This window comes from Gelidibacter sp. (assembly GCF_035577925.1).
Classification (GTDB): Bacteria; Bacteroidota; Bacteroidia; order Flavobacteriales; family Flavobacteriaceae; genus Gelidibacter.
The window spans coordinates 1-8,796 of the sequence record NZ_DATJCY010000214.1 but is presented as its reverse complement, the minus strand read 5'-3'; the positions used below and the strand labels follow the sequence as shown (position 1 = coordinate 8,796).

Here is an 8,796-nt window from a genome sequence, read left to right as displayed (position 1 = left end):
GTCTTTAGGCTACAGCTCTCCCCTTTCTGATTTTCAATTTAATACCATTCAAGGATACAACTCCAAACTGAGTTTTTATTATCGAAAAAATCACGATAAATTCAGACGGTTTTTCTCGGCAAATGCCACATTACAATACGGAGTTTCCGATGAACGTTTAAGAGGAACCGCTTCATTTACCTATAAATTCAACAATATTAAAAAACCATTTTTAATGCTTTCTGCAGGTGTTGAAACCAAACAATTTAATGATAATCACCCCATTTCACCTTTAATAAACTCGATAAGCTCTTTATTTTTTGAAAATAATTTTATGAAAATTTACGATCGCAGTTTTGCTGAAATTGGCTATACACAAGAAGTTTCAAACGGCATTAGCCTATATGGAAACCTGGCTTATGAACGCAGGAAAGCATTGATAAATACTACTGATCAAGTTTTTTTCAATACTAAAAACAAAGATTATACAAGCAATGATCCTCAATATCCAACCAACTTTGGAATTCCGTCTTTTGATACACACCATCTTTTAAAATTCAGGCTTAATTCGCGTTTCAATTTTGGTCAAGAGTATATGAGTTATCCGGATAGTAAGGTAAATATTCCGTCCAGTAAATATCCAACGTTATTTATTGGTTATGAAAAAGGATTTGCGGCATCCGAAGAGGGTTATAATTTTGATAAGCTTTCGGCACGGTTAACCCAAAACTTAACTATCGGCAATAAAGGTGATTTTAAATACAACCTAAAAACTGGTACGTTTTTTAATGCCGACGACATTGCTTTTATGGACTATTACCATCCCAACGGCAACCAAACGCATATTGGTACCACCAGCACATATCTTAATACATTCAACAATTTGCCTTATTATGCGTTAAGCACAAACACCTCTTATTTTGAAATGCACGCTGAACACGACTTTAAAGGTTATATTTTAAGCCGAGTGCCATTATTGAATAAACTGAATTACAATTTGGTTGTTGGTGCACATCTGTTTACCACCGAAAATCAAAAACCTTATCAGGAATATTCTATTGGAATTGATAATATCGGTTTTAAGAAATTCAGGTTCTTACGTGTAGATTATGTACGCTCTTATCAAAATGGCTATCAAGGCGATGCTATAATTTTTGGATTAAAATTTTTGAATATTATTGAATAGCAGATTTTAATGTCAAATACGTTTTGGCGAAAAATAATATTAAAAACCCTTAGTTCTTATCTTCCAAAAGAGGCACAAATCGGAATTCTCCAAATTCGTGTTTTTCAAAATCCTTTGGTCCATTTCTAACAAACAAGGTCATGGTTTGCACGTTTTCACCAACAGGAATCACTAATCGACCTCCTATTTTAAGTTGGCTCATTAAAGGTCGTGGCACAAATGGTGCGCCCGCGGTTACAATAATACCATCAAATGGCGCTTCTTCTTTAAGACCGATATAACCATCGCCAAAAATCAATTTTTTAGGACGATATCCTAATTTTGGCAAAAACTTACTGGTGAGTTTAAAGAGTTCCAATTGCCTTTCAATACTGAATACTTTGGCACCAAGTTCGCATAATACAGCGGTTTGATAACCACTTCCGGTACCTATTTCCAAGATATTATCGCCTGGTTTAACTCGTAGAAGTTCCGTTTGAAATGCCACGGTAAAAGGCTGTGAGATGGTTTGATCGGCAGCAATAGGAAACGCTTTATCCTGATAAGCATGGTCCAAAAAACCAGAATCCATAAATAAGTGCCGTGGAATATTGCCAATGGCTTTTAGTACTTTTTCATCGGTAATTCCTTTATCCCTAATCGTATCGACAAGTTGCTGTCGCAGGCCTTTATGTTTAAACGTATCTTTCAAAGCGGTAGTTGAGTTATCTGGCTAAATTAGCCCAAAACAAAGAGAGTTACAAGATTTTCATCAGATGTTTTAGCTCGATTAGTCGCCCATCAACCCTCTTTTTTCATTAACTCCGCGATGTTCAACAAAATGCATTCACCCTAAAAATAGACATCAAGATTATAAAATTACCTTTATCTACATACTTAACAGTCCCCACCCTTAAATTCTAACTTTCTTTATTATCTTTGCCACTTCTTTTAACACAACAAAATCAACATAATCAATGTCATTATCATCTTTAAATGCTATTTCACCAATTGACGGTAGATATAGAGACAAAGTCGAAAGTTTAGCCGATTATTTTTCGGAAGAAGCACTTATTAAATATCGCGTTCAGGTAGAAATTGATTATTTTATCGCGTTATGTGAAATTCCGTTGCCGCAGCTTAAAGATTTTGACACTTCAAAATTTGATGCCCTAAAAGCTATCTATACTACATTTTCTGCCAAAGATGCGCTTGCTATTAAGGATATTGAAAAAGTAACCAACCACGACGTAAAAGCGGTTGAATATTTTATAAAAGACAAATTTGACCAACTCAATCTTCAAGCTTATAAAGAATTTATCCATTTTGGATTGACATCGCAAGATATCAACAACACGGCTATTCCTTTAAGTATTAAAGATGCACTAAACGCTGTTTATATTCCTGAATATAAAAACATCATCCATAAATTAGAAACACTATCTAAAGAATGGTCAAATATCCCAATGTTGGCGCGAACTCATGGGCAACCTGCTTCGCCAACACGTTTAGGAAAAGAAATCGAGGTTTTTACAGTACGACTTGAAGAACAATTTAGATTGCTGAAAGCCATCCCAAACGCTGCGAAATTTGGTGGTGCCACGGGCAATTTCAACGCACATAATGTGGCGTATCCATTGATAGATTGGAAAGTTTTTGGAACGCAATTCGTGCAAGAAAAATTAGGACTTCACCATTCATTTCCTACTACGCAAATTGAACATTATGACCATATGGCAGCCTTGTTTGACAATCTAAAACGCATCAATACCATTTTAATTGATTTGAATAGGGATATCTGGACGTACGTGTCGATGGATTATTTTAAACAAAAAATCAAAGAAGGCGAAGTTGGAAGTAGTGCAATGCCACACAAAGTTAACCCCATAGATTTTGAAAATAGTGAGGGGAATTTAGGTATTGCCAATGCTGTATTTGAGCATTTATCTGGAAAATTACCCGTTTCGCGTTTACAACGGGATTTGACCGACAGTACCGTATTAAGAAATGTTGGTGTGCCTTTTGGACATACCCTTATCGGATTTACCAGTACTTTAAAAGGTTTGGATAAATTGGTATTGAACGAACCTAAATTTCAGGAAGATCTTGAAAACAATTGGGCGGTTGTTGCCGAAGCCATTCAGACCATTTTACGTAGAGAAGCCTATCCTAATCCGTATGAAGCACTCAAAGGATTGACTCGAACTAATGCTAAAATCGATCAAAAATTAATTGCCGATTTCATCAATACTTTAAACGTTTCTAACGTTATCAAAGAAGAACTTAAACAAATTACGCCGAGCAATTATACTGGAATATAGATTATGACACGAATAGATCTTATAGCACGTACATTAACAGGAATCATAGCATTTGGCTTTTTATTTGCTGGAATTTTTGATGTTTTGGATTATTTCATCATGAAATTTTTCCTTTTTGGTCTTTTTGCTACTTTGGTCATTTATATTGTCATTATCCTAAATAAAAATGAGATCCACCATAAAGTGTAATACTTTTTTGGTGGATCTCCATATTTTAAAAAACTGTTTTTATTGTTATTTAAAAAACTCTAAAAACTGGCCAATTTGTGAGTCATCAACATTGACTTTATCAAATGCTGAAACCAAACTCATAATTTTACTCGGATTCATATCTTTTCCTAAAACCCTGACAATGGCAAAACCCTTGTCGTCAGAACTCCCAAAGAGTATAAACTCTTGAACGTCATCATCATCTCCAAGAACTTTAATACTAAACTGACCAACTTCCGAATCGCCACCACGCATTAATTCTTCATATTTAGAATCGGATAAAATGGTTTTTACTTTTGCCAATTCAGTTTCAAACTCCTGTTGTTGCTCAGGTTTCATCTTATAAGCCAACATATTCAGTTTTTTAATGGAATGGTAGGCTTCCTTCTGATCTTGGCTCAATTGGCTTTCATCAAGATTTAACATACTAATTGGTGCATCAATCGAAAGGAAATTTGGCTGTTCTTGGTTGTCAACATAATAATGTTGTAACGTTTGTCCTTGGTTGCAACTAAACAATAGGACTGCCAAAAGTGCCGGAGCTATTACGTTTTTGATTATTGAAATCATAATTATTGTTTTTTACCTTTTCCTGCTTTTTCAAGATGTTCGCCACCGGGAACATTCATTTTACTGGTGATTTTTGAAATTTCCCTTAAATCAACATCCCCTATAATCGATACAAGAATCGTTTCTACATCTCGTTTTTCGCCATTAATTTCTACGTTTGCATTTTTTGTCAATTCTTTTAATCCATTCACATACATCAACAATTCCTTGACATGGTTTTCGTCACGTCCCTCTTTGACATAAAATTTAACCGTTTGTCCACCATCTTTAAAACGCATTAACTCATCCAGTTTTGAACTGCTAATATATTTTTCGGTATCGGATGCCAAACTTGCAGAAATACTTTTATCACCAGTACTCAATACTTTGATACTTTCTATCTTTTTGACCATATTCAAAAAACCTTGGGCTTCAGGATCACTAGGATCAACATCGATAGTTGCTATCATTTTAAACATTTTCTGACCAATTACCCCAGAAGTCACCCCTTTCATGGATTCATATTTGTCAAAAAAACTTTGTCCAAAGGACACTATTGGCACCATAATAATGGCTAATAAAACTATTGTTTTTTTACTCACGTTACTCCTGCTGCGAAGAAATCCGTGCACATTATTTACATATTTCATAATATTCTTTATTTAATTTGATTATTTGTGTTTAAAAAATTCTATTCATTAGTTTTTATAATTCTGTTGGTTGTATTTCCGAAAACCTTAAGGTGATCGAGATTTTCTGCGCCTTCATTAAGTTTGGTAGACACCAAATCTAAAACGGCCAAATTATCGGTTCCTTTATTAAGTTTTGTAGCCACAAGATTAAAAACTTCAAGCGTTTGGTTATAAGCCATTAATTGCTCGTGGCTTAAATCGTCCAAAGTGAGCTTTTGGTTTTTCTGATTCCATTGAAAATACCCACCCAACATAAGTACTGCAACGGCTGCGACAGAAATCCATCGGTATATTTTTGTCCGTTTTGTTGGGAAAGAAACAGTTTTAGAAAACTGTTCTTGTTTAGTATGGACCACGTATTGAAACAGCATTCTATATGATTCCAGATGTGCTGGTACCTCTTCTTCTTTTTCAAAATAGGCTCTTATTTGCGCTTCCTCGGCCAATGTTGTTTCGGCGTTGTCGTACTTTTCTAAAAGTTGTTCGATATTATTTAATGCCATAACTATGTGTATTAGTTAATTTTTCTCTTATTGTTTTTCTTGCTCTTGACAGCGCTACTCGCACTGCGGTTTCATTCATTTCCAAAACCTTGGCGATCTCTTCAAATTCATAATTTTCAATGTCCCTGAGTTGAACAATTAACTTTTGCTGCTCAGGCAGTTCTTCCATAATTTTAGAAACCCAGTTCACACTATCGTTCAATTCCACTTGTTTCTGTAAGGACAACTTATGATCTTCATAATTGCTGTGTACAATCTTCAAGTTTTGTGCCTGTTTGGATTTTAATCGGTCCAAGCAAAAATTCTTGGTCATTGTCATCGAAAAAGCTTCCACATTATTATACTGCTCAATAGCATTCTTATTATTCCATAATTTCAATAAAACTTCCTGTGTAGCATCTTCAGCTTCTTCATTAGAAACCAAAAGTCGCTTAGCAAGCCGGAAGACTTTATCCTTAAAAGGCATTACCAATTTTACAAAATCAGTTTGTGTCATTATGATTAGTTTTAGATAAGGACAGTTAATCCCTTTTCTCTTCTTACGACGAAGGACATTAAAATTTGTTACAAAAAAGTTTTACTTTCCAATAATCTAAGTAAATTTAGAACTTAATAATCATTCAAATTATCGATTATAAAAATAAAAACTCATGAGAATCTTAAAAACCGCCCTATTTGCTCTTGTCTTATTAAGTCTTAATACCAGTTGTTTTAATGATAAAGACGATGACCCAGTTATAAAAAATAATGAATACAATGAGGTTAATGATTTTGTATATAAAGCGATGAACGCCGTGTATTTGTACAAATCACACATTCCTAATTTAGCCAACAACCGCTTTACTTCAAACGAAGCTTATATTAATTATTTAAACGAGTATTCTGAGCCCGAAGAACTGTTTGAAAGTTTGATTTACAAAAGAAAAGAGGTTGATCGTTTTAGCATTATTGCTGCCGATGGCGTTTCACTTTTACAGCAATTGGAGGGTGTTTATAAAAGTAACGGCCTAGAATTCCTGTTATATAGAGAATCTGAAAACAACAATAAAGTAGTTGGAGTTATTAAACTGGTTCTCAATAATAGTGTAGCCAGTAATATGGGACTAAAACGTGGACAAATATTTAATGCCATTGATGGCATCCAAATGACCACAGAAAACTTAAATACACTACTTAATAAAGAAACCTACACCTTAAATTTTGCCGTTATTGACCAAGGTGCTATCGTTCCAACCTCAGAAAAAGCGACACTTACCAAAGAAGAATATGAGGAAAATCCTATTTATCTGAATAAAACATTTGACCTTAATGGAATTAAAGTAGGCTACTTGTTTTACAATAGTTTTACGGCCAATTATAATGAAAAGCTCAATGAAGCCTTTGCCGAACTAAAAGCAAACAATGTCCAAGAATTAGTTTTGGATTTGAGATATAATGGCGGCGGATCCGTCAATTCGGCAGTTTTATTGGGAAGCATGATCACAGGCCAATTTTATGGCCAGGTATTTTCAAAATTGATGTACAACGAAGATCTTAAGGATTTAAACTTTGATTATAAATTTTTAAATTCACTAGAAAAAGGTGCAAGCCTCAACAGCTTGAACTTACAAAAAGTTTATGTATTGACAACCGATGCTTCTGCTTCGGCAAGTGAATTGATTATCAATAGCTTAAAACCTTATATTACGGTGGTTCAAATAGGTGAAAACACAAGAGGAAAAACTCAAGCCTCCATGCCTATATATGATTCTCCAGATTTGGGTCCAACAAACGCCAATCCGAGACATAATTATGTTATACTGCCTTTAATAGCCAATTCGGTCAATAAAAACAGTGATCTTGTTCCTGCTACAGGATTGATTCCTGATGTAAAAACACGCGAGTATATAAATACCTTAGGAGTTTTAGGTGATCCTAATGAACCTTTCTTGCAAATAGCACTAGATCATATTTTAGGAAGCATAGCCCGACCATTACCACCACAAACAGAAATTTTAACACCAGTTGAAATAAAAGATGATAATAAGATTAAAGATTTGATGTTTATAGATAAAATTTAGAAAAAAATAAGTTTATCGCTGAAATGTCGCTTTTAAATTTGAATTAATTACTCTTCAAAACCTTCTTCAGAAAAATCGGAAGAAGGTTTTTTATATCCTAAAAAAATGTACATCATTAAAAAAGTTTTTTTCCTTTTCTTCACAGCAATACTCCTATCTTCTTGCGGTGGAGCAAGAATCAGTAAAGCAGCAACAATCCAATTAAAGTTTTTGGACGAATACATCATTCCAAAAGATCTGGAAGTGGACGGGCATCTGGTGGGAGGACTATCGGATTTAGATTTTGACGGAACCTATTTCTACACGATTAGTGACATTCCAAAAAATCCGATCATCTATAAGTTTTTGATGACTATTGACAACAATCAAATCAACAGGATCGATTTTGTAAAAGCAACACGTATTCAAAATCAAACAGATACCACAAAAAACCTCATCTTTGACATGGAAGGGATAAATTTCAATGCTCAAAAAAACAACTATACTGTGAGTAGTGAAGGATCCATCAAAAATAAAAAAGATCCCTTTGTTGCAGACATTGATACCTTAGGAAACGTTCTAAGCTTTTATGAAATCCCCCATTATTTTGCCTCTTCAAATGACAAAGGATTACGTAATAATGGCGTTTTTGAAGGATTGTCGCGCAGTACAGATGGTTTAGGTTTTTGGACAGCCACCGAATTACCAATGATAAGCGATGGGCCAAATCCACGGCTTTTTAAAACAAAATCTCCGATACGTTTTACCTATTATAACTCAACGTCTAGACAACCCGAGAGTCAATTTGCGTATACTCTTGGACGTATCCGAAAAGCACCGCTTCTCCCTTTTTCAATGAATGGTTTAAGTGGTATTCTTGAAGTGTCCCAAGACCAATTCCTAGTCATCGAACGTGCATTTTCAGCAGGCCATAAAAACCGTGGCAATCGGATTCTAATTTATACTGCCAATTCAAAAAACACCACAAACACTCTAGAAATTGACGCTCTAAAATCAAAAACAGGTAAGAACATCATCTTTGCAGAAAAAAAATTAGTCTTCGATTTTAATAGTGTCCGAAAAAAATTAAAAAAAGGATTTGTGGATAATATTGAAGGCATTTCCTGGGGACCAAAACTTAAAAATGGAAACCGAAGCCTTCTCCTCATTTCAGACAATAATTTTAGCGCGTATAGCGAACAGATCAATCAAATCATCTTAATGGAAATTATAGAGACATCCAAAAACTTTTAAATAACACCACTTCAATATTTTATAAACCATTGAAAATAAAAAAAGGGAGAAAAGTTTTAAAAACCCAAAAATAAAGTGTAAATT

General features: G+C 34.4%; 10 protein-coding genes. 5 read left to right on the top strand and 5 right to left on the bottom strand.

Going from position 1 to position 8,796, the window contains the following annotated elements; all coding sequences use genetic code 11:
* On the top strand, window positions 1-1,165 hold a 1,165-nt coding region (locus VNJ50_RS08515), incomplete at its 5' end, for a DUF5686 family protein (RefSeq protein ID WP_325580902.1).
* A gap of 49 nt (window positions 1,166-1,214) precedes the next feature.
* On the opposite strand, the gene VNJ50_RS08510 is transcribed toward VNJ50_RS08515, so the two are convergent.
* Window positions 1,215-1,856: a protein-L-isoaspartate(D-aspartate) O-methyltransferase gene (locus VNJ50_RS08510; RefSeq protein ID WP_325580900.1), complete on the bottom strand. Its 642-nt coding sequence runs from the start codon at window positions 1,854-1,856 to the stop codon at window positions 1,215-1,217.
* Between the two features lie 265 nt (window positions 1,857-2,121).
* On the opposite strand from VNJ50_RS08510, the gene purB reads away from it, so the two are divergent.
* Together purB and VNJ50_RS08500 are read left to right on the top strand one after the other, a co-directional pair.
* Complete coding sequence (purB, locus tag VNJ50_RS08505; protein WP_325580898.1) at window positions 2,122-3,465, top strand: adenylosuccinate lyase; 1,344 nt, start codon at window positions 2,122-2,124, stop codon at window positions 3,463-3,465.
* A 3-nt stretch (window positions 3,466-3,468) separates the two neighbouring features.
* A complete protein-coding gene (locus VNJ50_RS08500) occupies window positions 3,469-3,654 on the top strand; it encodes a hypothetical protein (RefSeq protein WP_325580896.1) in 186 nt (61 codons plus the stop codon).
* A gap of 45 nt (window positions 3,655-3,699) precedes the next feature.
* Here VNJ50_RS08500 and VNJ50_RS08495 read toward each other — a convergent pair whose 3' ends face one another.
* The 4 genes from VNJ50_RS08495 to VNJ50_RS08480 are packed head-to-tail and all read right to left on the bottom strand — an operon-like array spanning window position 3,700 to window position 5,915.
* On the bottom strand, window positions 3,700-4,245 hold the full coding sequence (locus VNJ50_RS08495) for a DUF4252 domain-containing protein (protein ID WP_325580894.1): 546 nt from the start codon (window positions 4,243-4,245) through the stop codon (window positions 3,700-3,702).
* Window positions 4,246-4,247: 2 nt separating this feature from the next.
* Complete coding sequence (locus VNJ50_RS08490) at window positions 4,248-4,874, bottom strand: DUF4252 domain-containing protein (RefSeq protein ID WP_325580892.1); 627 nt, start codon at window positions 4,872-4,874, stop codon at window positions 4,248-4,250.
* A gap of 41 nt (window positions 4,875-4,915) precedes the next feature.
* Window positions 4,916-5,419: a hypothetical protein gene (locus VNJ50_RS08485; RefSeq protein ID WP_325580890.1), complete on the bottom strand. Its 504-nt coding sequence runs from the start codon at window positions 5,417-5,419 to the stop codon at window positions 4,916-4,918.
* Window positions 5,406-5,915 carry a sigma-70 family RNA polymerase sigma factor gene (locus VNJ50_RS08480; protein WP_325580888.1) on the bottom strand — a complete coding sequence of 170 codons (510 nt, stop codon included), beginning with the start codon at window positions 5,913-5,915 and terminating at the stop codon, window positions 5,406-5,408. The genes VNJ50_RS08485 and VNJ50_RS08480 overlap by 14 nt, the downstream gene beginning before the upstream one ends.
* A 154-nt stretch (window positions 5,916-6,069) precedes the next feature.
* On the opposite strand from VNJ50_RS08480, the gene VNJ50_RS08475 reads away from it, so the two are divergent.
* Window positions 6,070-7,479, top strand: coding sequence for a S41 family peptidase (locus tag VNJ50_RS08475; RefSeq protein WP_325580886.1), 1,410 nt, complete (start codon window positions 6,070-6,072; stop codon window positions 7,477-7,479).
* A 105-nt stretch (window positions 7,480-7,584) separates the two neighbouring features.
* A complete protein-coding gene (locus VNJ50_RS08470; RefSeq protein WP_325580884.1) occupies window positions 7,585-8,712 on the top strand; it encodes an esterase-like activity of phytase family protein in 1,128 nt (375 codons plus the stop codon).
* Window positions 8,713-8,796 lie beyond the last annotated feature (84 nt).